We start from the raw sequence: 24,258 nt of genomic DNA, 5'->3' as shown, positions 1-24,258 counted from the left end.
GCTATCGTGCGCATGATGCCGTACTTGCTCAGACCGCTGACGCTGCTGCTGTTCGCCGCGCTCGCCATGACCTGCCTGCCGGCCCCGCCCGCGCGGGCGTCCGCGGGCGCCCCTGAGGCGCGCCCCGTCCCCCGTGTCCCGGCCGGCACGACCGCGGGCTACATGGTCTTCGACCGCACGACGCGCGCGACGACGCTCGCCCACAACATCCACGGCCGCTTCCGGTCGGCCTCCGTGGTCAAGATCCTCATCGCGCTGGACCACCTGCAGTCGCGCAGGCCGGGCCAGGCGATTCCCGCCGCCGACCAGCGGCTGCTCCGGGACATGTTGCGCTCCAGCGACGACGACGCGGCCTCGGAGTTCTGGCGGCGCGGCGGCCGGCGGGCGATCATCGACCGCATGGTGCGCCGGCTGGGCCTGCGGGACACCGAAGCGCCGCCCGCCTCCCGGCCGGGCTTCTGGGGCTACACCGCGCTCAGCGCCTCCGACGTCGTGCTGACCTACCGCTACCTGCTCGACCGGGCCGACCCGAAGATCCGCGATCTCATCCTCGGCCATCTGCGGCACGCCACGCGGTGCGCGAGCGACGACTTCGACCAGTACTTCGGCATCCCGCGCGCCGTGCCGCGGCCATGGGCCGTCAAGCAGGGCTGGTCCGGCTACGGCGCCACCCCGGCCGTGCGCTGCTCCACCGCCTCCGCCACCGCGTCCGGGGATGCCCTTCCCGCCGCCGCGTCCGGCAGCGCCTCCCCCGTCGCGGCGCCCGGGAACGCCGTCCCCGACACGGCGTCCGGGGCCGCCTCGGTGGCCGCTTCCACGGCGGCCGGCGCCACGGCGGTCGCGCCCGCGCGTCCGCCGGTGAACCTCCTCCGGCCGGTGCTGCACACCACCGGGCTGGTCGGCGCGGGCGACCGCCTGATCATCGTGGTGCTCACCCTCCAGCCGGCCGGCGCCTCCTACAGCGGCTCGGCCGCGCGGCTGACCACCCTGGCCAGGCAGGTCTACCTGGCCGGCCGCCCGCGCTGAGGGCCGTCGGTCCAGGTGCCGAGCACGGCGTCGAAGGGCTCGGTGTTCTCGTCGAACCTCCACCGCGCCGAGGTGTCCAGCGGGTCCAGGCGCCCGTGCCGGGGGTCGTCCCTGCCGACCACGAAGGGGTCGGTCTGGGCGGGCGCGGCGTAGGCGTCGTCCGGCCGGCGGGAGGCGCCCGACGGGGCCTCGCGCCGGTAGGAGGAGGACCCCTCCCACTGGTGGGAGGACGCCGGCTCGGCCTGGTAGGAGGAGGCCGCCTCCGGCCGGTAGGACGACGGGGACGGGTCGCGCGAGTAGGAGGACGGGCCCGGCTCCAGCGTGTAGGAGGACGGAGCGGCCGGCCATGTGTACGAGGGCGAGCCGGCGTCCGCCGGATACGAGGACGGGGCCGGGGCCGGGGTCCGCGCGTACCCGGACGATCCCGCGTCCCTCGACGAGGACGACGCGGCGGGGTCCCGCGAGTACGAGGCCGAAGCGGCCTCGCGGGTGTACGAGGACGAGGCGGCCTCCCGGGTGTACGAGATCGGAGCGGGGTCCCGCGAGTACGAGGCCGGGGCGGAGTCCCGCGAGTACGCGTCCGAAGCGGAGTCCCGGGAATACGAGGTCGACGCGGCCTCCCGGCCGTACGAGGACGAGGCGGACTCCCGGGTGTACGAGGCCGGGGCCGGGTCCCGCGAGTACGAGGCCGAGGCGGAGTCCCGCGAGTACGCGGTCGAAGCGGCCTCCCGGCCGTACGAGGACGAGGCGGACTCCCGGGTGTAGGAGGCCGGGGCCGGGTCCCGCGAGTACGAGGCCGAGGCGGTGTCCCGCGAGTACGCGGTCGAAGCGGCCTCCCGGGTGTACGCGGTCGACGCGGTGTCCCGCGGGTAGGGGGCCGTGGTCTCGGAGAGGTAGGCGGCCGGGGCGATCGCGGACGGCGTCACGGCCGGCTCGGAGGAGTAGGACGAGTAGGTCAGCGGGTCCTTGGCCGCGGACGCCGGGGCGGCGTAGGCCTGCTGGTAGGAGGACCCCGCGCCGATGGCGGCGGCGGCCCGGCCGTTGCCCACCGAGAACAGGCACGCGTGCAGCCCGTCGATCAGGCGCTGCACGTCCTCGCGGGGCCGCACCGCGAGCCGCAGGAAGTCGCTGCTGGAGCCGAGCTTGTCGCCGCACTCGCGGACCAGCACATTGTGGGCCGACAGCAGGTGCTCGCTGATCGCGCGGCCGTCCTTGCCCTCGGGCAGGCGCACCATCACGAAGTCCGCCTGCGAGGGGTACACCGTCACGCCGGGGAGCGTCGCGAGCCGCTGGGACATCGACCGGCGGTCCTCGGCGAGCGCGCGCAGGCTCTCCCGATGGTCGCGCAGGTGCTCCCTGAGCAGGAACACCAGCGACTCGGCGCAGGAGTTGAGGTTCCACCGGGGCAGCACGGACCGGATCTTCCCCGCGAGCGCCGGGTTGGCGACCAGGTAGCCGAGGCGGGCGCCGGGCAGTCCGAGCGCCCGGTCCAGGCTCCGCAGCACGATCACGTTGGGCCTGATGGCGGCCTCGCCGGCGACGCCGGGGGCGGCCTCGGCATCGACGAAGTCGGCCAGGGACTCGTCCACGACGATCAGGTCGAGGTCGGACAGGCCGTCCAGAAGCTCGACGACCCGCGTGCGGGACAGGTGACCGCCGTCGGGGTCGTTGGGGGTGCAGATGACCGCGACCCGCGACCCGCGCCTGCGGACGAAGCGGGTGTAGGCCTCGGGGTCGAGCGCGAAGCCCTGGTCCTCCTGGAGGGGGAACATGTCGACGCGCTTGCCGGTGCCGAGCGGCTGCTCGGTCCACCGGCCGGGGGCCGGGATGGGCACGGCCAGGCTCTCCTGGACCAGCAGGTGGTCGATCCAGGTGATCAGCTCGCTGGTCCCGTTGCCCATCACGACCGTCTGCGGCTTGAGCCCGAGCACCGCGCAGAGCTCGGCGGCGACGGCGTCGGCGTCGGCCGGGTGGCGGCGCAGGACGGCGGCGGCGTCGCGTTCCAGCCGCTCGCACATCTCGGGCGTGGGGAAGTGCGGGTTGCGGGGATGGCGGAAGTCCACCGGGGCGCCCTGGGCCCCGGTGGTCCCGCGCTGGTGCGAGAAGGACGACGGGCCGTTCGCCTCCGCGCGCAGCGGGCTGAGATCGGTGGAACCGGCCAACAGGGGTCTCCTCCATGACGGCGTGACGACGGGCGTCCGCGGGCACGACATCCCGAGGTACGCGGCCGGGAGGTCACGGGTTCATCCCCATTCCCGCGCGGCCTCGCCGTCGGCGGGGCCACGCGGCCCGGCGGGCCACGGGTTCGGCGCAGCCCGCCGAATCACGGGTTCGACGCGGCCCGGCGATCACCGGTTCCGCCGATCATCGAGGCGGCCGATCACCGATTCGCCGATCAGCGGGCGACGGTCTCGCCCTCGGCCCGCGCCGGGCGCTCCGGGGCGACGGCGTCCGGGGCGTCCCCGCGGGGCTCCGCGGGGCCGTTCCCGTCGCCTGGGCCGTCGCCGTCCCCCGGGCCGTGCGCCTCGCCGGGGCCGTGGTCGTCCACGAAGGTGGCCTCGTCGAACGGGTCGCGTCCGGCCAGCACCTCCGTGGCGCGCTCACGGTCGAAGTCCTGCACCCACGTGCCGATCACCACGGTGGCCACCGCGTTGCCGGCGAAGTTGGTCAGCGCGCGGGCCTCGGACATGAACCGGTCGATGCCCACGATCAGGCCGACGCCGTCGACCAGTTCGGGCCGGTGGGACTGCAGCCCGCCGGCGAGCGTGGCCAGACCGGCCCCGGTGACGCCCGCCGCGCCCTTCGAGGCGATGATCATGAAGACGAGCAGGGAGATCTGCTCGCCGACCGACAGCGGAGCGCCGGTGGCGCTGGCGACGAACAGCGTGGCCATCGTGAGGTAGATGGCGGTGCCGTCGAGGTTGAAGGAGTAGCCGGTCGGCACGGTGATGCCGACGACGGCGCGGCTCACGCCGAGGTGCTCCATCTTGGCGATCAGGCGCGGCAGCGCCGACTCCGAGGAGGAGGTCGAGAGGATCAGCAGGAACTCGCGGCCGAGGTAGCGCAGCAGGGTCAGCAGGTTGATCCTGGCGACCAGCCAGAGGATCGCCCCGAGGACGATGCCGACGAACAGCAGGCAGGTGAGGTAGAAGCCGCCCATGAGGATGGCGAGGCTGCGCAGGGCCTCCCACCCTCCCGCGCCGGCCACGGCGGCCATCGCGCCGAACGCGCCGACGGGCGCCGCCCACATGATCATGGCCAGGACACGGAAGACGAGCCGCTGGACGTGCTCAAGGCCGCGCAGGATCGGCGTGCCGCGCGGGCCCATGCGCTGGAGGGCGAAGCCGGTGAGCAGCGCGACCAGCAGGGTCTGCAGCACCTGGCCGCCGGTGAACGCCGAGACGAACGTGGTCGGGATGATGCCGATCAGGAACGAGACGCTGTCGCCGCTCTCACCGCCCTTGGCCGCCTGCTCCTCGCCCGCCTTGCGCAGGGCGTCGGTGAGCTGGAGCCCCTCGCCGGGGTGCAGCATGTTGCCGACGACCAGGCCGATCACCAGGGCGACGGTCGACATGACCAGGAAGTAGCCGATGGCCAGGCCGCCCACCTTGCCGACCTTGGCCGCCTGGGCGACCGAGCCGACGCCGAGGACGATGGTGCAGAAGATGATCGGGCTGATCATCATTTTGATCAGCGCCACGAAGGCCGTGCCGAGCGGCTTGAGCGCCACGCCCGTCTCGGGCGCGAGAAGTCCGATCAGGACGCCGGCGACCACCGCCACGATGACGGCGAGGTAGAGATAGCGGGTGGGGTCCCGGCGCGCCGGGGGTGAGGCCGTGATGGTCACTCGACGCTCCTTGTCTGTTCGTGCGCGTACGTTCGTACGGGTGGATGGGGGGTTCGATCGAGTGACTATGCGCCGAGTCAGTGACCTGGGTCACTATTGCGTACATTTCGTACGTTGCCGCTGTCGTACGGCGACGGCCCGGCGGCGTGCGCGGGCCACCTCGGGACCCGGCGGAGGTGAGGCCGTGACCGCGATCGGCTCCCGGCTGCGGGGCTGGAGCCTGGCGCGGCAGATGCTCGTGCTCCAGATCGTCGTCGTCGGGGTCACCGTGGCGGGCGGCACCGCCCTGGCCCTGCTGCACACCGGCCGGCTGATCGACGAGCAGGCCGCCTCCACCTCCAGGCGGATGGCGATCAGCATGGCCGACTCCCCCACCGTGCTCGCCGCCCTGGACGACCCCGACCCCTCGGCCGTCCTGCAGCCCTACGCCGAGCGGGTCCGCCGCGAGGCCGGCATGGACTTCATCACGATCATGAGCACCGAGGGCCGCAGGTACAGCCATCCGAACCCGCGGCGGATCGGCGGGCGGTTCCTCGGCACGATCGCGCCCGCGCTGGCCGGGCGCACCTTCACCGAGACCTACACCGGCACGCTCGGCCCCTCGGTGCGGGCCGTCACGCCGGTGCGCGACGCCTCCGGCCGCGTCCGCGCGCTGGTGAGCGCCGGCATCTTCGTCGACAAGATCAGCGCCCAGCTTCGCGAGCAGATCGCGGCGGCGCTGCTGACCGGGGTGGTCGGCCTGTCCGCCGGCACCGCGGGCACCTACCTGGTGGGGGCGCGCCTGCGCCGTCACACGCACGGCCTGCGCTCCTCGGAGCTGAACCGCATGTACGAGCACCACAACGCGATCTTGCACGCGGTGCGCGAGGGGCTGCTGCTCATCGACGGCGAGCGCCGCCTGACGCTGGCCAACGACGGGGCGCGCGAGCTGCTCGGGCTGCCCGCCGACGCCGAGGGGCGGCCGATCGCCGAGCTCGGGCTGCCGCCGTCGCTGGCCGGGTCGCTGGCCTCCGGCGAGGACCGCGCGGACGACATCCACCTGACCGGCGACCGCGTCCTTGTGGTCAGCTCCGCGCAGGTGCGCTCGGGCGCGCGGTCGCTGGGCACGGTGGTGACGCTTCGCGACCACACCGAGCTGCAGGCGCTCACCGGCCAGCTCGACGCCGAGCGCGGCTTCGCCGAGTCGCTGCGCTCGGCCGCGCACGAGGCCGCCAACCGGCTGCACACCGTGGTCACCCTGGTGGAGCTCGGACGCGCCGAGCAGGCCGTCGCGTTCGCCACCGCCGAGCTCAAGACCGCCCAGCAGCTCACCGACCGCGTCGTCGGAGCCGTGCGCGAGCCGGTGCTGGCGGCGCTGCTGCTGGGCAAGACCGCCGAGGCCGCCGAGCGCGGCGTGGAGCTGGCGATCAGCCCGGACAGCGAGCTGGACGACGTCGCGCTCGACGGCCGCGACCTGGTGACCATCCTCGGCAACCTGGTGGACAACGCCGTGGAGGCCGCCATGACCGGCGCCACCCCGGCCCGCGTGCGCGTTCACCTGCGCGCCGGGGACGGCGCCTTCCTGGTCCAGGTGAGCGACAGCGGGCCGGGCGTGGACGCGGCGGCCGTCGAGGACGTCTTCCGGCGGGGCTGGACCACCAAGGGCGACGGCCGCGGCCTGGGGCTGGCCATGACCGGCCAGGCGGTGCGCCGCCTCGGCGGCACGATCGAGATCGGCAGGGGCGGCGCGGACGGGGACCCGGGCGAGGGCGCCGTGTTCACCGTCCGCCTGCCGCTCCCCGCGGTTCCGGGCGGCGCGTCGTGATCTCGGTGCTGATCGTCGAGGACGAGGAGCTCACCGCCGAGGCCAACCGCCTCTACGTCGAGCGGGTGCCCGGGTTCACGGTCGTGGGCGTGGCCCGCTCGGGCGGCGAGGCGCTGCGGTTCCTGCGGCGCCGCCCGGCCGACCTGGTGCTGCTGGACCTGTTCCTGCCCGACATGCACGGGCTGGACGTGTGCAGGACGCTGCGGGCGGCGGGGGTGTTCTGCGACGTCATCGCCGTCACCTCGGCGCGGGACCTGTCGGTGGTGCGCTCGGCGGTGTCGGTCGGGGTCGTGCAGTACCTGCTCAAGCCGTTCACCTTCGCCACGCTGAGCGAGAAGCTGCGGCACTACGCCGCCTTCCGCTCGTCCATGGACGGGGCGGGCGAGGTCAGCGGCCAGAGCGAGGTGGACAGGGCGCTGTCGGCGCTGCGCGGGACGGCGCGCACCGGCCTGCCCAAGGGAATGGCCGAGGCGACGCTGGAGGCGGTGGCGGGCGAGCTGCGCAGGACCCCCGGGGGGATGTCGGCGCAGGCGATGGGCACCGCGATCGGGGTCTCGCGGGTGACGGCCCGCCGCTACCTGGAGCACCTCGTCGGCAACGGCGTCGCGCGCCGGGTGCCCCAGTACGGCGGCCTGGGGCGGCCCGAGCTGCTGTACCAGATCACCTGATCTCAGGGGTGCGGCAGGCCGCGGGAGCGGTCCGCTCAGGACCTCGACGGCGGCCAGGCGTTTGACTGACCTCGTCAGGACCTGGCCAGTTCCTTGCTGATCCCGCTCGGTCCTTCGTACTCCTTGTCGGGAAGCCGGCGCAACGCGTCCATCGCCTGCTCGTCCGCGCCCTTCGACTTGGCGTGCTCGACGAGCTGTTCCTTGCTGGCCGGGTAGTCAACGCCGGACAGGAATTTCTGAACGTGGATGAAGTCCACCTGCGTCATGCTTCCTCCTTTGTCGCGAGGTAGTTCCTGTCCGTCACGGAGATAGAGAAACCCGACATTCCACGTCGGCAAGCGAGACTGCCCGAATCTTTGCCGTCGAAACCGAATCGCATTCAGCATTGTCCCGGCGGCCACGGAGGACGCTTGATACCATCTGTCCGAAATGACCCTATATAGCGCCCAGAAACCGTTCAGGTGCCGTAAACATCCAGCCCCCGACGTCGCCGGAATCGCCGCGAACCCCTACTCGCCAGTAGGGCCGAGCGGGCGGAGGCCCAGGCAGAGGCCGGGCCGAGGGGTGCCACACCCCGGCAAAGTGTGTCAACCCTCGATTTTTCGCAATGTCATCGACATTGCAGCCTCGGTAAAGATCCACTGGTCAAGGTAGATAACTATGACAGTTATCACGAAAACAATAGTGACACTGGCATATGACGACTATGGGTCCGGTCACTAGGCACGGCTGGGGCTATCCGTAACTCTCCTCTTAGCGCCGAGCAGAACCGAGCGAAGAGAGGGGTGCGGGACGTGATCGACAGGTACGAGATCTATTGCCTCGCCGATCCACTGTTTTACGACACCCTTGACACTCAGCGTACAAAGTATCCCGACTTTCCCATATCGGGCAGAGAGGTGCCGGTCGGCTGGGAGCACCGCGCCACCGACACCTGGCTGCACTACGGGCCCGAGGACCGGTCCCTCCCCCTGCAGGGATGGAAGATCCACGTGTCCGCCTGTCTGGACGACGCCGAGAAGACGCTCGCCGCGATCTGGGACTACTGCGTGGGCCGCCGGCTCAGCTTCAAGTTCCTGCGCGGCCCCCGCGTGGTCATGATGCTCAACTCCAAGTACGCCGAACGGGGCAGCAGCGGCAAGCTCGCCACCCTCTACCCGGCCGACGAGGCCGAGCTGGAGATCGTGCTCAAGGAGCTGGGCGAGCTGCTGCACGGCGTGCGCGGCCCGTACATCCTCAGCGACCTGCGCTACGGCGAGGGTCCCCTGTACGTGCGCTACGGCGGCTTCGCCGAACGCTACTGCCTGACCCCCAACCGGGACCGCGTCCTGGCGATCGCCGACGCGGACGGCACCCTGGTGCCCGACCGCCGGGGCCCTTCCTTCTCGCCGCCGTCGTGGGTGACCCTGCCGGACTTCCTCCGGCCGCACCTCGAAGCCCGCAACTCGGTGACACTCGCCGGGCTGCCCTACGAGATCGAGAAGGTGCTGCACTTCTCCAACGGCGGCGGGGTGTACAAGGCGCGCGACACGCGCACCGACCGCCCGGTCGTCCTGAAGGAGGCCAGGCCGCACGCCGGGCTCGACGCCGCCGGCCGCGACGCGGTCGCCCGCCTGCGCCACGAGGCCGACATCCTGCGGCGCCTGGAAGGGCTCGGCGTCGTGCCCGCGCTGCTCGACTACTTCACCCTGGGCGAGCACCACTTCCTGGTCCAGGAGTTCATCGACGGGACGACGCTCAGCCAGGAGTCGGTGCACCGGCACCCCCTGACCCGCGCCACGCTCACCCCCGAGGACGCCGCCGAGTACACCGAATGGGCGCTGGACATGCTGGCCCGGGTCGAACGGGCGGTGACCGCGCTGCACGAGCGCGGGGTCGTCTTCGGCGACCTGCACCCGTTCAACGTGCTGGTCGAGGACGACCGGGTCGTGCTGATCGACTTCGAGGTGGCCGGGCTGGCCGAGAACAACAGCCGGCCGACCCTCGCCCACCCGGGCTTCTGCCCGCCCCCGGACCGGCTCGGCATCGCGGCCGACCAGTACGCGCTGGCGTGCATGCGGCTGAACCTGTTCGCCCCGATGTCCACGGTGCTGATCCCGCTGCAGCGCGCCAAGGTCATCCACCTGGCCGAGCTGGTCGGCGACACCTTCCCGGTGCCGCGCGCCTTCGTCGAGGAGGCCGTGCGCACGATCCTCGGCGGCGACCCGGGCCAGGTCGCGGACCGCGCGTCCGCCGCACCGGAGGCGCCCGCGCCCGCGAACGGGGCCGCCGCGTCGCCCGCGGGGACCGCTCCCGCGCGCACGTCCTCCCCGGCCCACGACCTGGGCGCGATGCGCGAGCTGCCCCTGCCGGGCCGCGCCTCGTGGTCCGCGGTGCGGCAGGCGGCCCACCGCGCCATCCTGGCCTCGGCGACCCCCGGCCGCGCCGACCGGCTGTTCCCCGGCGACGCCGCGCAGTTCCAGCCGGGCGGCGGGCTCAACCTGGCCAACGGCGCCGCCGGCGTGCTGTACGCGCTCGCCCAGACCGGCGCCGGCCGGTTCTCCGAGTACGAGACCTGGCTGCGCGAGCGCGCCATGACGCCGCGGCCGGGCACCGGACTCGGCTTCTACGACGGCCTGCACGGCGTGGCCTACGCCTTCGAGGCGCTCGGCCGCAGGGATGACGCCCTGGAGCTGGTCACCCTGTGCCTGCGCGAGAAGTGGGAGCAGCTCGGCCAGAGCCTGTACGCCGGCCTGTCCGGCATGGGGCTCAACCTGCTGCACCTGGGCGAGGCGACCGGCGACCGCGAGCTGACCGGCGCCGCCCTGCGGATCGCCGACATGGTGGCCGGCCGCCTCGGCGCGGTCGACAGCGTGCCGGAGGTCAGCGGCAGCGGCAACCCGCACGCCGGGCTGATGCGCGGCTCGTCGGGCCCGGCCCTGCTGTTCCTGCGGGCGTACGAGACCACCGGCGACGCCGGGCTGCTGGACCACGCGAACGTCGCGCTGCGGCAGGACCTGCGGCGCTGCACCCACCGCTCCGACGGGCAGCTCCAGGTGCAGCAGGGCTGGCGGACCAACCCCTACCTGGACGAGGGCTCGGCCGGCATCGGCGTGGTGCTGGCCCGGTACCTGGCCCACCGCGAGGACGACGACCTGCGGCAGGCGCTGACCGACATCGGCCCGGTGGCGACCCTGGACTACTACGTGCAGTCGGGGCTGTTCGCCGGGCGGGCCGGCATGATCGCGGCGCTCGCCCTCGGGCTGCGGCCCGGCGTCGGGCGCACCTCGCCCGAGGTGAGCGGCCAGATCGCGCGGCTCGGCTGGCACGCCATGCCCTACGGCGGCGGCCTCGCCTTCCCCGGCAACCAGCTCCTGCGGCTGTCGATGGACCTGGCGACCGGCACCGCCGGCGTCCTGCTCGCACTGGGCACCGTGCTGCACGACCGGCCGGTGACCGTGCCTCTGATCTCCCCGTCCGGCGCTCCGGCCGGAGCGGGGCTCCCTGCGACGACCACGGAAGGAGGTGATCGGTAATGGCTCTCCTCGACCTCCAGGAGATGGAGCTCGCCGGCGGCCACGGCGGCGGCGGCAGCAACCTGAGCCTCGTCGGGTGCACCCCCCACGAGAACAGCAGCCTCAGCATCCTCTGCGGCTGATCCCCCAAACCCTCCAAGCACCACGAAAGGGCGTGACTCGCATGGCGCTTCTCGACCTGCAGGACATGGAGATCCCCACCGGCGGTGGCGGTGGCGGCGGCGGCAGCAACCTGAGCCTCGTGGGCTGCACGCCCCACGAGAACAGCAGCCTCAGCATCCTCTGCGGCTGATCCCCCAAACCCTCCAAGCACCACGAAAGGGCGTGACTCGCATGGCGCTTCTCGACCTGCAGGACATGGAGATCCCCGGCGGCCACGGCGGCGGCGGCAGCAACCTGAGCCTCGTGGGCTGCACGCCCCACGAGAACAGCAGCCTCAGCATCCTCTGCGGCTGATATCGGCTGATATCTGAGCCAGTGCCTGGGGCGGCCCTCATCCGGCCGCTCCAGGCCTGACCATTCCCGCACAACACGGAGGGGAAACCTTTGCCACGCCGGACGGGGTCGGACGGGCTTCTCTTCGAGGTGCTCCGCCGCAGCGGCCGGTGGCCCGCCGTGTACGCCGTCACCGCGCTGTCCGGCGCCGTCGTGGAGCTGCTGCTCCCGGCCGCACTGGGTGGCGCGGTGGACGTCCTGGTCGCCCCCGGCGGCTCCCCCGATGCCACCGGCCCCTCTTCTTCGGGGGTTCTCGCCCTGACCGGCGGCCCCCTGCTGCACTGCGTCCTGCTCGTCGCCGCGCTGGTGGCCTGCGACGCCGTGGCCGTGTTCGCGGCCGGCGCCGGTGGAGCCCAAGCCGCGCGCGGGCTGCGCCTGCGAGTCGTGCGGCACATGCTCGGCGTCGGCCCGGCCATCTCCCGGCGCTTCTCCGCGGGCGACCTGGTCACCCGGGCGGGCGGCAACGCCGAGGAGGTCGGCGCGGCCCCCGAGGCCCTCATCACCGCCGTGGCGCTGCTCGTTCCCGCGGCCGGCTCGCTGGTCGCGCTCGCGCTCATCGACCCCTGGCCCGCGGTGGCCTTCGTGGCGGGCCTCGCCCTGATCGGGCTCGTCCTTCGCGCCTTCCTCCGCGAGACCACCGCCGTCGCCGGCGGATACCAGCAGGCGCAGAGCGACATCGCCTCCCGGCTGATCGACGCGCTGTCGGGGGCGCGCACCATCGCCGCGGCCGGCACCGAGGACCTGGAGGTGCGCCGCGTGCTCCAGCCGCTGCCGCGCCTGCGCGCCAGCGGCATGGCCCTGTGGCGGGTCAACGCCCGCGCCGGGGTGCAGGCGGCCATCGTCGTGCCGCTGCTGGAGATCGCCGTCATCGGGGTGAGCGGCTTCCGGCTGGCCGCCGGCGCGATGAGCGTCGGAGACCTGTTCGCCGCGGCCCGTTACGCCGTGCTGGGCGCCGGCATCGGCTCGGCGCTCGGGTACCTGAACCGCCTCGCCCGCGCCCGTTCGGCGGCCCGGCGCGTCAGCGAGGTCCTCGACCGGCCGGCGACGGCCTACGGCGAGGCCCGCCTGCGCCTCCCGGCCGGCCCCTGCGCCGGGCTCTTCGAGGACGAGGACACCGACGCCCTGGCGGGGGACGGCGCGCCGGACGAGCGCGGCCGGCTGGAGCTGCGCGGCGTGAGCGTGCGCGTGGACGGGCGTCCCGCGCTGCGCGACATCGGCCTGACCGTGCCGGGCGGCGCCACGCTCGCCGTGGTCGGCAGGTCGGGCAGCGGCAAGTCGCTGTTCGCCGCCGTCGCCGGGCGGCTGGTGGACCCCGACGAGGGCGAGGTGCTGCTCGACGGGGTGCCGCTGCGGCGGCTGCAGCGCGCCGCCCTGCGCGGGGCCGTCGGCTACGCCTTCGAGCGGCCGGTGCTCTTCGGCGCCACGCTGGCCGAGGCGATCGCCGTGGGCCGCCCGGAGGGCCTGGCAAGGGACGCCGCCCGGGACGCCGCGGCCGACCCCTTCATCCGCAAGCTCCCCCGCTCCTACGCCACCCCGGTCGACGAGGCCCCCATGTCGGGCGGCGAGCGCCAGCGCGTCGGGCTGGCCAGGGCCTTCGCGCACGGCGGCCGGCTGCTGATCCTGGACGACGCCACCTCCAGCCTGGACACCGTCACCGAGTACCAGGTGGCGCGGGCGCTCACCGAGAAGCTGCGCGACCGCACCAGAGTGATCGTCGCGCACCGGGCCACGACGGCGGCGCGCGCCGACCTGGTCGTCTGGCTGGAGGACGGGCGGATCCGGGGACGCGGCAGCCACGAGACGTTGTGGCGCGACCCCGCCTACCGCGCCGTCTTCCAGACCCCCGACCCCGCCGCCTCCCCCCGGGACGAGGCCACCCGCCCCGCCGCCACCCCGGCCTCCCCCGAGGACATCCCCCGGCCCGCCCCGACTCCGGCCTCCCCTGGGGGCATCCCCTCTCACGCCACGGTCGCCCGCGCTGCGGACGACGCCCCCCATCCCGCCGCGACCGCCGCCGCTTCGGGCCGTCATGGCATGCCAGGACGGCCGTCGGGCGCCGGTCCATCCTCCGCCTCGCGGGGCGCGGAGGGCGTTCCGGTGGCGGAGCGGGCATGAGCGTCCGGGAGCCGCTGTGGCGGGCGGTGCGCGCGCGCCCGCGCCACCTGGCGCGGCTGCTCGGCTGGTCGTTCGCCGAGGCCGCGCCGTCGTTCGTCTCGGGCCAGGCGGTCGCGCGCGCCCTGGACGACGGGTTCGCCGCCGGGCATCCGGTGACCGGTCTCGGCTGGCTGGCCGTGCTGGCCGCCGCCTGGCTGGCCGCGGCGCTCGGCGCGCGGCAGGTGCTCCTGGCGATCGGGGGGATCGTCGAGCCGTTCCGGGACGACCTGCTGCGCCGCGTCGTCGACGGCACCCTGCACCGGGCCGCGGCCTCGGGCCTGCGACCCGACAGCGCCGCGGTGGCCCGGCTGAACCGCCAGGTGGAGCTGGCCCGCGACGCGTTCGGCGCCGTGATCGCCGTGGTCAGGTCGTTCCTGTTCTCGGTGGCCGGCGTGGCGCTCGGCGTGCTGACGCTGATGGGCGCGGTGCTGCCGCTGGTGCTGCTGCCGCTGGCCGCGGGGCTCGTGCTGTTCGCGCTCTCGCTGCCCGCGATGGCCCGGGCGCAGCGCGAGCTCATCCTGGCCGAGGAGCGGACCGCCTCGTCGCTGGCGGCCATGGTGGACGGGCTGCGGGACGTCACCGCGTGCGGGGCCGAGGACCGCGTGGCGGACCGGGTCGGGGTGGACGTCGAGCGCCAGGCCCGGGTCGCCCGCACGCTGGCCGGGCTCACGGCCGTGCGCACCGTCTCGCTCGCGGTGGGCGGGTGGCTGCCCGTCCTGCTGGTGCTGCTCGCCACGCCGTCGCTGGTGCGGCAGGGCGCGACCGCCGGGGTGATCCTGGGCACGCTGACCTACGTCGCGCAGTCGCTCACCCCCGCCCTGGGCAGCCTGGTGCAGGGGGCGGGGGTCAACGGCGTGCGCCTGGTGACGGCGCTCCAGCGCATCGCGGCGACCAGCGACCGGCCCCCGGCGGCGGCGACCCGCCGCACGGGCGGGCCGGAGGGCGTGGAGCTGCGTCTTCAGGGGGTGAGGTTCTCCTACGGCCCGGGCGCCGACCCGGTGGTCGCCGACCTGGACCTGACGGTGGCCGAGGGCGACCACCTGGCCGTCGTGGGGCCGAGCGGCATCGGCAAGTCGACGGTGGCGGCACTGGTGGCCGGCGTCCTGCGCCCGGACGCCGGGCGGGTGCTCATCGGCGGGGTGGCGGTCCGGGAGATGGACCGCGCCGCCATGTGCCGGGCACGGGTCCTGATCCCGCAGGAGGCGTACGTGTTCCGCGGCACGCTGCGCGACAACCTGACCTACCTGGCGGACGGCCGATCCCGGGGGGAGCGCGCGGAACCGGCGGAGCTCGCGGAGCTCGCGGAGCTCGACCGGGCGGTGGAGGCGGTCGGCATGACCGAGCTGGCCCGGAGGCTCGGCGGCTACGACGCCGAGGTGGACCCGGGCGAGCTGTCGTCGGGAGAGCGCCAGCTCATCGCGCTCACCCGCGCCTACCTGTCGCCCGCGCGGCTGGTCCTGCTCGACGAGGCGACCTGCCACCTCGACCCGGCGGCCGAGGCGCGGGCCGAGGAGGCGTTCGCCGCGCGCGGCGGGACGCTCATCGTGATCGCCCACCGGCTCACCTCGGCCCTGCGCGCGAAGCGGGTGCTGGTCATGGACGGCGCGCGGGCGCGGGCCGGGACGCACGAGGAGATGGTCGCCGCCTCGGAGCTCTACCGGGACCTGATGGGCCGGTGGTCGGCTCCGGTGGGCGCGCACGCCCGGCACTGACACGCCGATAATCAGACATTTGCCATAAATAACCATATATCTCCCTATTTACGGGTACGTGCTCACTTACGCCGGTTGTGCCTTCCTATTCGGCGACGCAGGCCAGTCCTGCTGGAACGGAGGCAACGAGGTGAGCACACAGATGAACCAGACCAAGACCCAGGCGCCCGACGTCACGACCGCGCGGCCGATGACGCATCGGGGCAACGCCGAACTCGTCAGCGAACACGGCAGGACGACCATCGCCGACACCGTGGTGGCCAAGATCGCGGGCATGGCGGCCCGCCAGGTGTCCGGCGTGTACGCCATGGGTGCGGGCATGTCCCGGGCGCTGGGCGCGGTACGCGAGGCCCTCACCGGGGGCGGCGGCACGGCCAGCACGCAGGGTGTCGCGGTCGAGGTCGGCGAGCGCCAGGCCGCGGCCGATCTGGACGTGATCGTCGAGTACGGGGTGTCCATTCCCGACCTCGCGGCCGGCGTGCGCCGCAACGTGATCGACGCCGTGGAGAACATGTGCGGCCTGGAGGTCACCGAGGTCAACATCACCGTGGACGACCTCCACCTGCCCGGCGAGGAGACCGGCGAGCCCCAGGAGGCGCGGGTCCGATGACACCGCCCACGGGCGTCCGCGAGAGGCCCGAGGTGGAGCGGCTGGCGGACCGCATCGCCCAAGCGGTGGAAGGCTGCCCGGACGTCGCCTCCCTCGCGGGAGGCCCGGTGGCGACCTACCTGGCCGGGCGGACGGTCGCCGGGATCGCCGTGCGGGACGCCGAGGTGGAGGTGGCCGTGGTCGTCCGGTACGGCCGGCCGCTCACCGAGGTCGCCGCCGAGGTGCGCTCCGCGGTCGAACCGCTGGTGCCCGGTCTGCCGGTCCACGTCCGCATAGACGACATCACCCTGCCCGGCCAGGAGGCCCTGACCGGCGAGGAATCCGCCGCCCCGCCGGCCGCGCGGGCCGATGCCGCCCCGGAGGAGACCGCCCGCCCCGCCAAGGGCGAGGCGCACCGGCCCGCCGGCAAGGCGGACGGCCCCGCGGGAGACGAGGGGGGCCGTTCCGCCCAGGGCGAGGCGGACCATGCCGCAGGGGCGGGTGGCGGCCGGCGGCGGGCGCCGCCGCGCAGCGATCGCTCAGAGACAGGAGAAGGTGAGCGAGATGGATGACAACCGTCTGTGGCCCGCGGTCGGCCTGCTGTTCGGGGCCGCGCTCGGGTTCGCCGTGGTGGTCGGCGGCCTCACGGCGTTCCTCGTCGTACTCGTGCTCGGCGTGCTGGGGTTCCTGGTGGGCCGGGCGCTGACCGGCGAGCTGGACATGAGCGGCCTGCTGGGCGGCCGGAGACGCACATGAACACCGGGCCGGGCCGGCCGTCGCCGGCTCAGGACCCGGTGGCGCCCGGCGGCGCCGGGACGGCCACGCCTCCCGCCGAGGGGCGCGGCGCCGCAGGCGCGAGCACCGGACCCGCGTCCGCGGGCGCCGTCGCGTCCCCGGAGGGCCGCGGGCACACCGGCATCACCGACCGCGTGCTCGAACGCGTCGCCGCATGCGCGGTGCGCGAGGTGGAGCAGGTCGGCGGGGCCGCGCCCCGGATGCTCGGCGTGCCGCTCGGGCGGGACGCAGGGCGGGCGAACCCCCGGGTCAGCGGGCATGTGGAGGGCCGGATGGCCATCGTGCGGGTCACCCTGTCGGTGGCCTACCCCGCGCCGATACGCCAGGTCGTCCACCGCGTGCGCGAGCACGTCGTCAGCCGGGTCAGGGAGCTGACCGGCCTGGAGGCACGGCAGGTGGACATCGACGTCACCCGCCTGATCCACCCGGACGAACCGGGGAGGCGGGTGCGATGACCACCACACCGGGCCCGGGCGACCCCGCCTCCCGGCCCTCCGGAGAAGGGCCGGTCCACGAGCCCGCCACCGGCGGACCGCCCCACGAGGCGGCCGCCGAAGGCATGCCACGGGAGACCCACGAGGCCACCACGGAGGGCATGCCGCCGCAGGACCAGGCCGAAAACGCCCCGCCGCACGAGCACGCGGGCCCGCCGGCGATGACCGGTGGGGTGGCGCGCGACCGTGAGCCGGCGCCCGCCGACCGGGCCCGGCGCAGGGCGGCGGCGCGGGCGTTCCGGTCGCACCGGACGCTTCCCGCGACCCTGGTCGCGCTCCTGCTGGCGGCGGCCGGCATCGTCACCATGGTCGGCGCGGTGACGGCGGCGGCCCGCGCCCGCGCGGGGCTGCCTACGCTGACCTGGCTGGCCCCGCTCGGCCGGGCGCGCTGGGACGACCCGATGGCGCTCACGACCGCGGCCGTGGCCGGCCTGCTCGGCATCGTGCTGCTGATCGCCGCGTTCAAGCCCGGACGGCCCCGGCTGGTCGCCCTGGCGTCGGAGGACCCGCAGACGGTCACCGGCATCACCCGGTCCGGCCTGCGCCGCCACCTGGCCGCCGTCGCGGCGGCGGCGGACGGCGTCTCCCGCGCCCGGGTACGCCTGCGGCGGCGCGCCGCGGAGGTGACGGTCGCGACGCCGCTGCGCGACCCCGGCGAGCTGCCGGGCGAGGTCGGCCAGGCCGTCGAGGACCGCCTGGCCGAGCTGCGGCCACTGCGGCCGATGCGCGTACGGGTCGCCGTACGCCGGAAGGGGGGATGAGCGGTGAGCCACCTTCACAGCCGCCACGCCGGCGTCAACCGCACCGGGCTGGCGATCGTCGGACTGATCCTGCTTCTGGCGGGCGCCGCGGCGCTGGCCAAGGGTCTCGGGCTGCTCGGCGCGCGCGGCCAGCCGGTGATCTCCGGCCAGGTCGCCGCGTTCGCTTCCCGCACCGGCTGGTTCTGGCCCGCGGTGGCCGTCGCCGGGCTGGTGGTGGAGCTGCTGGCCCTGCGCTGGCTGCTCATGCAGGCGCGCAGGAACGCCATCCGCCACCTGGATCTGGAGGAGGACCCCGGGCACGGCGCCACCCACCTGTCGGCCAGGGCCGCCGCCGAGGCGGTCGAGGACGACCTCGTCCTGGCCATGCGCGAGGTCCCGGCCATCTCGGAGCGACCGGCCGCGACCGGTACCGAGCCCGGGCACGGCCCGGCGGGCACGCAGGGCACCGGACGCGGGCACGGCGCCGGACGCGGGCGCCGCGCGCCCGCCGAACGGGTGCGGGCCCGCCTCGGGGGCGCGCCCAGCGCGCCCAGCCTGGCGCTGGCCGTCGTCCTGCCCGACGAGTCCGACCCGGCCGCGGCCCGCCAGGGCATCCAGAACGCCGTGGCCCGGCTGCGGCGCTCGCTGGAGACCGACCGCCTGCCCGCCACGGTCCGGATGCACACCGTCCGCACCCACCACTGACGCCGCTTCCGGCGATCGCGCCGGCCCGCCCGTCCGGCGGCCGGCGCGATCAGCGGTCCGGCGGCGGCTTCCACCCGGCCACGACCCATCACATCAGCAAGATCTACGCAGGAGGCGTCATGAGCGCGCACACGCGTCAGATGACCCGGACACCGCTGCAGACCGCCGCGCTCGTCATGGGGATCATCTTCCTCGCGGTCGGCATCCTCGGTTTCATTCCCGGCATCACCACCGACTACGGCGCCATGAGGTTCGCCGGGCACAACTCGGGGGCCTACCTGCTGGGGCTGTTCCAGACATCCGTCCTGCACAACATCGTGCACCTGGTCTACGGCGTCGTGGGGCTGGCGCTGGCCCGCGGTTGGACCGGAGCGCGCAACTTCCTGGTCTGGGGCGGCGTCATCTACCTGCTGCTGTGGATCTACGGACTGCTGGTCGGCCACGGGAGCACGGCCAACTTCGTGCCGTTCAACACCGCGGACAACTGGCTGCACTTCCTGCTCGGCATCGTCATGATCGGCCTGGGTGTGGCGCTGTCGCGCGGCGGCGGCCCCCGCAGAGGCCCCTTCTCCGTCTGACCGGCTCGGCGCCACCTCGCGGGAAGGCTCCGCGAGGTGGCGCCGTCACGCCGGCGTCACGCCGCCATGACGTCCCGTGCCTCATGGTGAAGCCACGTCGACTCATCCGCGGAGGGGTCGAAGCAGCGGCCACGAAAGGGGACGGCGACATGAACAGAACCATCCGGAAGGCGTTCGTCGGCGCACTGGGCACCTGTTGCCTGACCGCGACGCTCCAGACGGCGGCGAGCGCGGCCGGGGCCCCGACCACGAACCGGACGGCGCAGTCGGTCAGCTCCCTGAACGACCTGCGCACCGACAACGGGGACCGGGGCAGAAGCAGCCGCAGGGACCGCGACCGCGACCGCGGCAGCGAGAAGAGGACCAGAGAGCGCGAGCGCGACCGCGACAGGAGCAGCAGGGACCGCGACAGAGATCGCGACCGAGGCAGCGAGAGAAGGATGCGAGAGCGCGACCGGGACCGCGACAGGGACCGCGGCAGCGAGAAGAGAAGCAGAGAGCGGGAGCGGGAGCGCGACCGCGGCAGCCGGGACCGCGACAGGGACCGCGGCAGCGAGAAGAGAACCAGAGAGCGCGACCGCGACCGGGACCGGAGCAGCAGCAGGGACCGGGACAGGGACAGGGACCGGTACTAGCCGCCGCGGACAGGCCGTCGCGTCACCGGAGTGGCCAGGGATGGAACGTGCTCGCGTCCCGTTCCCGGCCACTCCGCCACGCCGGCGGAGCACGGGGGTTGACCTGGAGCGCGCTCCAGCGTCCAGACTCCTGCACGACGCGCCGGCGCACGGCCGGCCCGCCGAGAGGAGAGCCCGTGAAGTACCGCGCGATCGGCACCGACCCGCGCACGCGCCGCGAGGTCAGCGTGATCAGCCTCGGCGCGATGCTGTTCGGCACGGTCACCGACGAGGCGACGTCCTTCGCCATCCTCGACCGGTATCTGGAGGCCGGCGGCACCTTCATCGACACCTCCGACAACTACGCGTTCTGGGTGAACGGCACCCAGGGCGGCGAGAGCGAGGAACTGCTCGGCCGCTGGCGCCGCGACCGGGGCGTGGGAGACGAGATCGTCATCGCCACCAAGCTCGGCGCGCGGCCCCTGGCCCCCGGCACCACCTTCGGCCCGGACGTCGAAGGGCTGTCCGCCAAGGTGATCAGGGAGTCCGCGGAGCGCAGCGGGGAACGGCTCGGGGTGGACCGCCTGGACCTGCTGTACGCGCACATCGAGGACCCGCGGGTCTCCCTGCGGGAGACCGTCGAGGGGTTCGCCGAACTGGTCGCCGAGGGCGCCGTCGGCCTGCTCGGGGTGAGCAACCACTGGGCCTGGCGGGTGGAGCGCGCCCGGGCCCTTGCTGCGGCGTCCGGCCTGCCCGGCTACGAGGTGCTGCAGTACCACCACAGCTACCTGCGGCACCGCACCGACCTGCCCAGCCTGCGCTCCCCGGACGGAAACCAAGGCGTGACCGGTCCCGACCTGCTCAGTTATCTGCGGGCCGAGCCGGATCTGGCCATGGTCGCCTACTCCCCTCTGCTGAAGGGCGCCTACGTCCGTGACGACCGGCCCCTCGGCGCCGGCCACGACCACGCGGGCACGCCGGCCCGCCTGACCGCCCTGCGCGAGGTGGCGAAGCAGACCGGCGCCACCCCGAACCAGGTCGTGCTCGCCTGGCTGATCGGCGGCGAGATCCCGATGATCCCGCTGGTGGGCGCCTCCTCGGTGGCCCAGCTCGACGAGACCCTCGCCGCCGCGGACCTCGAACTGACCCCGGAACAGCGCTCCAGGCTCGACACCGCCGGCCACTGACCACGCGCCGGCCACCGACCACGCGGGCCGGTCCGAGGGGCCCGCGTCCCGGCGCCCGGCGGGGTGACCGCGTCCGGTCACCCTTCCAGCAGACCGTGCCGCCTCAGGCTCTCGACGGTGTCGACGAGGGTGGTCTCCAGGTCCCGCGGCCGCCAGCCGAGCAGATCGCGGGCCTTGTCGTTGTGCATGACGGGCACGTGGCCGAGCCGGCCGGCCGCCTCCTCCAGCGCCGGATCGATCCGCGCCCCCTCCCGCACCCGGTCGTCGGGGATCTCCGTGACGGCCATCCGCGCGGCGAGCGAGGGGAACCGGCGGGCGATGATCCGCGCGACCTGCGGGAAGGTGACCGCCGGGCCGTCACCGACGGCGAGGAAGCGCTGCCCGGCGGCGGCGGAACCGGTCATGGCCAGGACGTGGGCGTCGGCCGCGTCACGGACGTCGACCACGCCGAAGTACAGGCGCGGGACGGCTCGCATGTGCCCGTCCAGCATGGCCTTGACGAGCTTGGTGGAGGTGGACAGGCGCGGGCTGAGCGTGGGGCCGAAGATGCCGGTCGGGTTGATCACGGTCAGCTCCAGGCCGCCGCCCTCGGTGCGCGCGAAGTCCCAGGCGGCCCGCTCCGCGAGCGTCTTGGACCGGTGGTAGGCCGGGATGCCGGCGGCCGGATCGGTCCAGTCGTCCTCGGTGTAGTCGGCGCCGGGCTTGGGGCTGTACCCGACCGCGGCGAAGGAGGAGGTCATCACGACCCGCTTCACGCCGGCGTCACGCGCGGCGCGCAGCACGCGCAGGGCGCCGTCACGGGCCGGGACGATCAGCTCGTCCTCGTGCCGCGGGGCCTCCAGGGGGAACGGCGAGGCGACGTGGACGACGTGGTCGCGGCCGGCGACCGCCTCGGCCCAGCCGTCGTCGCAGGCCAGGTCCGCGGCGACGACCTCCAGACGGCCGCCGGGGTCGGCGCCGGCGTTCCGCACGGCTTCCAGGACCTCGGCGGCCCGGCCGGGGCCGCGGACGGTGGCCCGCACGTGGTGGCCGTCTTGGAGCAGACGGACGACGACGTGCGCGCCGAGGTACCCGGAACCGCCGGTGACCAGGACGGCGCCGCCGGAGGGGGCGGTGTTCATTGTGGTGCTCCTCGGTGCTCAGAATTCTCCGATGGCCCGCACGATCTCGGCGATCGCCCGGGACTCCGCTTCGGCGTCACCACGGCTCCGCGCGTCCCACAACTCGGCTTTGTGCCGCAGGTACCGCAGGCGCACCCGCATGCGCTCGATCTCGTCCGCGACGCGCTCGGCGTGCCGCAGGAACAGATCACGCATCTCGGTGGCCGCCTCGTCCTCGCGGGCGAGATGGGAGAGGTAGGCGCGCATGTCCTCGACGCCGACGCCCGTCGAGCGCAGGCAGGACAGGGCCTCGATCGTCTCGAGGCTGCCGGCGTCGTAGCGCCGGTGGCCGCTGCTCGGGTCACGGGGAACCGGGCCGATCAGGCCGATCTTCTCGTAGTACCGCAGCGTGGGCTCGCTCAGCCCGCTGCGTCGGGAGACGTCCTGGATCGTGAACCACGAACGGTTCCCGGAGCGCGCGGTGACTGCCATGGAAGAAGCCTCGGATACCTCAAGCGCTTGAAGTCAAGCGAACGCCGGCGCGGGTGGGGGCGGGAACGGCGCGCGGCTCACCCGCGCCCTGTGCCGGCGTGACGACGATTACGCGTGGGCCCCTACCCGGGGCTCCTCCAGGGCCAAACCCGCCTGTGCGCGTCGTCGGCCCCGGAGGTCTCGCGCATCCTGTCGTGGATGACCGGCCGTGGCCGGTGGGCGCCGGTGGGCGGCGGACCCTGGTTGAGCCGCGGTCAGGGGGTAGGGGGCGGACATGGACCGACGACTGAACATCAGGCTGATCGTCGCCGTGTGCGCGTTCATAGCCTTCCTGGCCCTCAGTCTCTACGCGGGGATCGCCCAGCTCTGGTGGCTGTTCCTCTGCGGCATCCTGCTCACCATGGTCTCGGTGTCGTACGCCCTGGTGCAGGGCGAGTGGTGGAAGAGCACGCGCGGCGACGACTCCGTCCGCCCCGGCCGTTCCTGAGCGGCGGGTGAGCCCGCGTTTCGCGGCGGCCCGGCGGGGACGGCTGGCATGGCGGCGCGCGGATCGGGCATGCTGTAAGCCGCGCGACTGGCGGCAAGGGGATGGCAACGACCATCGGGGAGCCTGCTCGTGGGAGTCGACCGCCTGGGCGCCCACGGCGAGGAGCGACCATGTCCCCGTCCGCCCATGACCACGCCACCCCTGGCCACCGCCCCCCGCCCTCCGGTTCATCCGTTCCCTCTTCTTCCGCGTCCGCTGCTTCCGCTTCTTCCGCGTCGGCGTCCTCCGTGCCCGCCGGCTCCGCCGCAGTTTCCGCGTCGCCGGAGGGGTCAGCGCGCATCCTGGCGGGCGGACCGGTGGCGGAGGCGATCCTCGCCGACGTCGCCGGGCGGGTGTCCGCGCTGAGAGACCGGGGCGTGACCCCGGCGCTGGCCACGATCCTGGTCGGCGACGACGACGCCAGTGCCGGGTACATCCGCATCAAGCAGCGGCAGGCCGCCGAGCTCGGCTTCACCTCGCCGCACGAGCACCTGCCGGCGACCGCGACCCAGGCCGACCTGCACGCCGCCATCGCCGCCTTCAGCGCCGACCCGGCCGTCCACGGGCTCCTGGTGCAGCACCCCGTGCCGGGGCACCTCGACTACGACCGCGCCCTGCAGTCGATGGACCCCGACAAGGACGTCGACGGCATGCACCCGCTCAACATGGGGCGCCTGGCGCTCGGCATTCCGGGGCCGCTTCCCTGCACTCCCGCCGGCATCGAGGCGCTGCTGGCCCACTACGGCGTCCCGGTCGCCGGCAAGGAGGTCGTCATCCTCGGCCGCGGCGCCACCCTCGGCCGGCCCCTCGCCATGCTGCTCGCCCAGAAGCGCCCGACCGCGAACGCCGCCGTCACCGTCGTGCACACCGGGGTGCCCGACTGGCCGCGCTACACCCTGCGCGCCGACATCCTGATCGCGGCGGCGGGCGTGCCGGGCATCATCACCCCCGAGCACGTCAGGCCAGGTTCGGTGGTGATCGGCGGCGGCGTCCGGTACGCCGGGCGCCGGCTGCTGCCCGACGTGGACGAGTCCTGCGAGCGCGTCGCGGGCGCGATCACGCCCCGGGTGGGCGGCGTGGGCCCCACCACCGTCGCGATGCTCTTCCGCAACGCCGTCACCGCGGCGGAACGCGCGTCGGACGGATCGGCGCGTTAGCGGACGGGTCACTTCGGACGGCCCTCCGCGGCAGCGGAGGGCCGGGTCGCCGCCTCACGC

At 74.2% G+C, this 24,258-nt stretch carries 25 protein-coding genes and 1 riboswitch; of the genes, 20 read left to right on the top strand and 5 right to left on the bottom strand.

The window, feature by feature from the left end; all coding sequences use genetic code 11:
* The first annotated feature begins 24 nt into the window (after window positions 1-24).
* Window positions 25-1,026 (top strand): hypothetical protein, encoded by a 1,002-nt coding sequence (locus ABZU32_RS27990; RefSeq protein ID WP_354926592.1) that lies wholly within the window; start codon window positions 25-27, stop codon window positions 1,024-1,026.
* Here the strand turns inward: ABZU32_RS27990 and ABZU32_RS27985 are convergent.
* Complete coding sequence (locus tag ABZU32_RS27985; RefSeq protein ID WP_354926590.1) at window positions 1,002-3,188, bottom strand: aminotransferase class I/II-fold pyridoxal phosphate-dependent enzyme; 2,187 nt, start codon at window positions 3,186-3,188, stop codon at window positions 1,002-1,004. The two genes, ABZU32_RS27990 and ABZU32_RS27985, sit on opposite strands and share 25 nt — an antisense overlap.
* A 233-nt stretch (window positions 3,189-3,421) precedes the next feature.
* On the bottom strand, window positions 3,422-4,873 hold the full coding sequence (locus tag ABZU32_RS27980) for a cation:dicarboxylase symporter family transporter (protein WP_354926588.1): 1,452 nt from the start codon (window positions 4,871-4,873) through the stop codon (window positions 3,422-3,424).
* Window positions 4,874-5,057: 184 nt separating this feature from the next.
* On the opposite strand from ABZU32_RS27980, the gene ABZU32_RS27975 reads away from it, so the two are divergent.
* Both ABZU32_RS27975 and ABZU32_RS27970 read left to right on the top strand, forming a co-directional pair.
* Window positions 5,058-6,677, top strand: a complete 1,620-nt coding sequence (locus ABZU32_RS27975; RefSeq protein ID WP_354926586.1) for a sensor histidine kinase — start codon at window positions 5,058-5,060, stop codon at window positions 6,675-6,677.
* A complete protein-coding gene (locus tag ABZU32_RS27970) occupies window positions 6,674-7,345 on the top strand; it encodes a response regulator (protein ID WP_354851328.1) in 672 nt (223 codons plus the stop codon). Before ABZU32_RS27975 ends, ABZU32_RS27970 begins: the two co-directional genes overlap by 4 nt.
* Window positions 7,346-7,419: 74 nt before the next feature.
* Here ABZU32_RS27970 and ABZU32_RS27965 read toward each other — a convergent pair whose 3' ends face one another.
* Window positions 7,420-7,611: a DUF2795 domain-containing protein gene (locus tag ABZU32_RS27965; RefSeq protein WP_354851325.1), complete on the bottom strand. Its 192-nt coding sequence runs from the start codon at window positions 7,609-7,611 to the stop codon at window positions 7,420-7,422.
* Window positions 7,612-8,130: 519 nt separating this feature from the next.
* Between ABZU32_RS27965 and lanKC the strand changes: the two genes are divergently transcribed.
* From lanKC to ABZU32_RS27890, 15 genes are all read left to right on the top strand, one after another.
* Complete coding sequence (gene lanKC / locus ABZU32_RS27960) at window positions 8,131-10,860, top strand: class III lanthionine synthetase LanKC (RefSeq protein ID WP_354926584.1); 2,730 nt, start codon at window positions 8,131-8,133, stop codon at window positions 10,858-10,860.
* Window positions 10,860-10,982, top strand: coding sequence for a SapB/AmfS family lanthipeptide (locus tag ABZU32_RS27955; protein WP_354851318.1), 123 nt, complete (start codon window positions 10,860-10,862; stop codon window positions 10,980-10,982). Before lanKC ends, ABZU32_RS27955 begins: the two co-directional genes overlap by 1 nt.
* Before the next feature lie 41 nt (window positions 10,983-11,023).
* On the top strand, window positions 11,024-11,152 hold the full coding sequence (locus ABZU32_RS27950; protein WP_354851315.1) for a SapB/AmfS family lanthipeptide: 129 nt from the start codon (window positions 11,024-11,026) through the stop codon (window positions 11,150-11,152).
* A gap of 41 nt (window positions 11,153-11,193) precedes the next feature.
* Window positions 11,194-11,316 carry a SapB/AmfS family lanthipeptide gene (locus ABZU32_RS27945; protein ID WP_354851312.1) on the top strand — a complete coding sequence of 41 codons (123 nt, stop codon included), beginning with the start codon at window positions 11,194-11,196 and terminating at the stop codon, window positions 11,314-11,316.
* Window positions 11,317-11,406: 90 nt separating this feature from the next.
* Window positions 11,407-13,470 (top strand): ABC transporter ATP-binding protein, encoded by a 2,064-nt coding sequence (locus ABZU32_RS27940; protein ID WP_354926582.1) that lies wholly within the window; start codon window positions 11,407-11,409, stop codon window positions 13,468-13,470.
* The gene (locus ABZU32_RS27935; RefSeq protein ID WP_354926580.1) at window positions 13,467-15,221 is read left to right on the top strand and encodes an ABC transporter ATP-binding protein; all 1,755 of its coding nucleotides are present in this window, start codon (window positions 13,467-13,469) and stop codon (window positions 15,219-15,221) included. Before ABZU32_RS27940 ends, ABZU32_RS27935 begins: the two co-directional genes overlap by 4 nt.
* Window positions 15,222-15,363: 142 nt before the next feature.
* Window positions 15,364-15,831, top strand: a complete 468-nt coding sequence (locus ABZU32_RS27930; protein WP_354851391.1) for an Asp23/Gls24 family envelope stress response protein — start codon at window positions 15,364-15,366, stop codon at window positions 15,829-15,831.
* Complete coding sequence (locus tag ABZU32_RS27925) at window positions 15,828-16,382, top strand: hypothetical protein (RefSeq protein WP_354926578.1); 555 nt, start codon at window positions 15,828-15,830, stop codon at window positions 16,380-16,382. The genes ABZU32_RS27930 and ABZU32_RS27925 overlap by 4 nt, the downstream gene beginning before the upstream one ends.
* On the top strand, window positions 16,375-16,566 hold the full coding sequence (locus tag ABZU32_RS27920; protein ID WP_354851397.1) for a hypothetical protein: 192 nt from the start codon (window positions 16,375-16,377) through the stop codon (window positions 16,564-16,566). Before ABZU32_RS27925 ends, ABZU32_RS27920 begins: the two co-directional genes overlap by 8 nt.
* A complete protein-coding gene (locus tag ABZU32_RS27915) occupies window positions 16,563-17,060 on the top strand; it encodes an Asp23/Gls24 family envelope stress response protein (RefSeq protein WP_354926576.1) in 498 nt (165 codons plus the stop codon). The genes ABZU32_RS27920 and ABZU32_RS27915 overlap by 4 nt, the downstream gene beginning before the upstream one ends.
* Entirely contained in the window at window positions 17,057-17,860 is an 804-nt protein-coding gene (locus ABZU32_RS27910) for a DUF6286 domain-containing protein (RefSeq protein ID WP_354926574.1), read from the top strand. Before ABZU32_RS27915 ends, ABZU32_RS27910 begins: the two co-directional genes overlap by 4 nt.
* A 3-nt stretch (window positions 17,861-17,863) precedes the next feature.
* Window positions 17,864-18,544, top strand: a complete 681-nt coding sequence (locus ABZU32_RS27905) for a hypothetical protein (protein WP_354926572.1) — start codon at window positions 17,864-17,866, stop codon at window positions 18,542-18,544.
* Window positions 18,545-18,663: 119 nt separating this feature from the next.
* Window positions 18,664-19,122, top strand: coding sequence for a DUF4383 domain-containing protein (locus ABZU32_RS27900; protein ID WP_354851293.1), 459 nt, complete (start codon window positions 18,664-18,666; stop codon window positions 19,120-19,122).
* A gap of 149 nt (window positions 19,123-19,271) precedes the next feature.
* Window positions 19,272-19,757: a hypothetical protein gene (locus tag ABZU32_RS27895; protein ID WP_354926570.1), complete on the top strand. Its 486-nt coding sequence runs from the start codon at window positions 19,272-19,274 to the stop codon at window positions 19,755-19,757.
* Between the two features lie 176 nt (window positions 19,758-19,933).
* Window positions 19,934-20,923 (top strand): aldo/keto reductase, encoded by a 990-nt coding sequence (locus ABZU32_RS27890; protein ID WP_354926568.1) that lies wholly within the window; start codon window positions 19,934-19,936, stop codon window positions 20,921-20,923.
* A gap of 77 nt (window positions 20,924-21,000) precedes the next feature.
* On the opposite strand, the gene ABZU32_RS27885 is transcribed toward ABZU32_RS27890, so the two are convergent.
* Complete coding sequence (locus ABZU32_RS27885; protein WP_354926566.1) at window positions 21,001-22,044, bottom strand: aldehyde reductase; 1,044 nt, start codon at window positions 22,042-22,044, stop codon at window positions 21,001-21,003.
* An 18-nt stretch (window positions 22,045-22,062) separates the two neighbouring features.
* A complete protein-coding gene (locus tag ABZU32_RS27880) occupies window positions 22,063-22,515 on the bottom strand; it encodes a MerR family transcriptional regulator (protein WP_354926564.1) in 453 nt (150 codons plus the stop codon).
* 274 nt (window positions 22,516-22,789) lie between these two features.
* On the opposite strand from ABZU32_RS27880, the gene ABZU32_RS27875 reads away from it, so the two are divergent.
* Together ABZU32_RS27875 and ABZU32_RS27870 are read left to right on the top strand one after the other, a co-directional pair.
* Entirely contained in the window at window positions 22,790-23,002 is a 213-nt protein-coding gene (locus ABZU32_RS27875; RefSeq protein ID WP_354926562.1) for a hypothetical protein, read from the top strand.
* A 73-nt stretch (window positions 23,003-23,075) separates the two neighbouring features.
* Window positions 23,076-23,159, top strand: a riboswitch (ZMP/ZTP riboswitch).
* Between the two features lie 199 nt (window positions 23,160-23,358).
* Window positions 23,359-24,198, top strand: coding sequence for a tetrahydrofolate dehydrogenase/cyclohydrolase catalytic domain-containing protein (locus ABZU32_RS27870; RefSeq protein WP_354926560.1), 840 nt, complete (start codon window positions 23,359-23,361; stop codon window positions 24,196-24,198).
* Window positions 24,199-24,258: the final 60 nt, after the last annotated feature.

This window comes from Sphaerisporangium sp. NPDC005288 (assembly GCF_040607475.1).
Lineage (GTDB): Bacteria > Actinomycetota > Actinomycetes > Streptosporangiales > Streptosporangiaceae > Sphaerisporangium > Sphaerisporangium rhizosphaerae.
This window is presented reverse-complemented; position numbering and strand designations above follow the sequence as displayed.

Coding starts and splice junctions, on each gene's coding strand:
- ABZU32_RS27910 (WP_354926574.1), top strand. CDS start 17,057: ATGACCACCACACCGGGCCCGGGCGACCCCGCCTCCCGGCCCTCCGGA.
- ABZU32_RS27930 (WP_354851391.1), top strand. CDS start 15,364: ATGAACCAGACCAAGACCCAGGCGCCCGACGTCACGACCGCGCGGCCG.
- ABZU32_RS27895 (WP_354926570.1), top strand. CDS start 19,272: ATGAACAGAACCATCCGGAAGGCGTTCGTCGGCGCACTGGGCACCTGT.
- ABZU32_RS27900 (WP_354851293.1), top strand. CDS start 18,664: ATGAGCGCGCACACGCGTCAGATGACCCGGACACCGCTGCAGACCGCC.
- ABZU32_RS27875 (WP_354926562.1), top strand. CDS start 22,790: ATGGACCGACGACTGAACATCAGGCTGATCGTCGCCGTGTGCGCGTTC.
- ABZU32_RS27925 (WP_354926578.1), top strand. CDS start 15,828: ATGACACCGCCCACGGGCGTCCGCGAGAGGCCCGAGGTGGAGCGGCTG.
- ABZU32_RS27950 (WP_354851315.1), top strand. CDS start 11,024: ATGGCGCTTCTCGACCTGCAGGACATGGAGATCCCCACCGGCGGTGGC.
- ABZU32_RS27935 (WP_354926580.1), top strand. CDS start 13,467: ATGAGCGTCCGGGAGCCGCTGTGGCGGGCGGTGCGCGCGCGCCCGCGC.
- ABZU32_RS27885 (WP_354926566.1), bottom strand. CDS start 22,044: ATGAACACCGCCCCCTCCGGCGGCGCCGTCCTGGTCACCGGCGGTTCC.
- ABZU32_RS27920 (WP_354851397.1), top strand. CDS start 16,375: ATGGATGACAACCGTCTGTGGCCCGCGGTCGGCCTGCTGTTCGGGGCC.
- ABZU32_RS27965 (WP_354851325.1), bottom strand. CDS start 7,611: ATGACGCAGGTGGACTTCATCCACGTTCAGAAATTCCTGTCCGGCGTT.
- ABZU32_RS27880 (WP_354926564.1), bottom strand. CDS start 22,515: ATGGCAGTCACCGCGCGCTCCGGGAACCGTTCGTGGTTCACGATCCAG.
- ABZU32_RS27955 (WP_354851318.1), top strand. CDS start 10,860: ATGGCTCTCCTCGACCTCCAGGAGATGGAGCTCGCCGGCGGCCACGGC.
- ABZU32_RS27915 (WP_354926576.1), top strand. CDS start 16,563: ATGAACACCGGGCCGGGCCGGCCGTCGCCGGCTCAGGACCCGGTGGCG.
- ABZU32_RS27945 (WP_354851312.1), top strand. CDS start 11,194: ATGGCGCTTCTCGACCTGCAGGACATGGAGATCCCCGGCGGCCACGGC.